This is a genomic window from Hymenobacter setariae (assembly GCF_007713685.1).
Classification (GTDB): Bacteria; Bacteroidota; Bacteroidia; order Cytophagales; family Hymenobacteraceae; genus Hymenobacter; species Hymenobacter setariae.
Map to the genome: position 1 here is coordinate 1 of NZ_VMRJ01000013.1, position 1,182 is coordinate 1,182.

2 tRNA genes and 2 rRNA genes are annotated in these 1,182 nt (G+C 51.6%); all 4 read left to right on the forward strand.

The annotated features are described in order from the left end of the window. Window positions 1-115, forward strand: a 16S ribosomal RNA gene (locus FNT36_RS25250); the annotation flags it as partial. A 125-nt stretch (window positions 116-240) separates the two neighbouring features. Continuing rightward, window positions 241-314 (forward strand) — tRNA-Ile (locus tag FNT36_RS25255). A gap of 36 nt (window positions 315-350) precedes the next feature. Then, window positions 351-424: transfer RNA gene (locus FNT36_RS25260), tRNA-Ala, on the forward strand. A 196-nt stretch (window positions 425-620) separates the two neighbouring features. After that, window positions 621-1,182 (forward strand): 23S ribosomal RNA (locus FNT36_RS25265); the annotation flags it as partial.

The following is a 1,182-nucleotide window of genomic DNA, read 5'->3' on the forward strand; positions in this document are numbered from 1 at the left end:
CTGGTAGACCTGAAGCTGGTGCTCGTCACAGAAGCCAGTTAGGGTAGAACAGGTAATTAGGGCTAAGTCGTAACAAGGTAGCCGTACCGGAAGGTGCGGCTGGATCACCTCCTTTCTGGAGCATCTCTTGTTCGTGACTTAATATACTTCAGGTCGTTTGGCCCACACATTTTGTCTATTTCCTTCATTCAACGATTTATCGGATTCTGCATTGGCCTCATAAGAGGGCAGGCCGAACCCGGGCTTGTAGCTCAGGTGGTTAGAGCGCTACACTGATAATGTAGAGGTCCCTGGTTCGAGTCCAGGCAGGCCCACTGGCAGCAGCGGGTTACTGCTTGCAGCCAATTTCCGGGGGATTAGCTCAGCTGGCTAGAGCACCTGCCTTGCACGCAGGGGGTCAACGGTTCGAATCCGTTATCCTCCACTGATTACGCTTTCTGATTGAGAAAGCGATTTGAGATACTGGTTTAGTTCGAAGCGATTCAACTATTCCACATTTGCTACCAATTGGGTAGTAAACGTTCTTTGACGTAAGGGAAATAAGAAAGAGAAGTAAAAAGCGGGCTGTTAGTCACAGACTAGCAGCAATTCTACTCTACTTAGGTAGAGAGAATCGCAAGCGAGAAGTAAGTAAGAGCACACGGGGGATGCCTAGGGTCTCAGAGGCGATGAAGGACGCGATAAGCTGCGATAAGCCGGGGGGAGGAGCACATATCCGCTAATCCCCGGATTTCCGAATGGGGCAACCCCACTGGTTGAAGACCAGTGACCACTCCTTTTAGGACTGGAGCAAACGCCGGGAACTGAAACATCTCAGTACCGGCAGGAAAAGAAAATAACAATGATTCCCCAAGTAGTGGCGAGCGAACGGGGAGGAGCCCAAACCACGGCGGTTACGGCCGCTGTGGGGTTGTAGGACCACGACATCTGATTAAACCGAGTTAACTGAACTGCATGGGAAGGCAGGCCATAGACGGTGAGAGCCCGGTAAGTGACAATTCTGGTTTACGGTAGTGGGATCCTGAGTAGGGCGGGGCCGGAGAAACCCCGTCTGAAGCAAGCGGCACCATCCGCTAAGGCTACATACTCCTGAGACACCGATAGTGAACCAGTACCGTGAGGGAAAGGTGAAAAGAACCGCGGATAGCGGAGTGAAAAGAACCTGAAACCGTGTGCTTACAA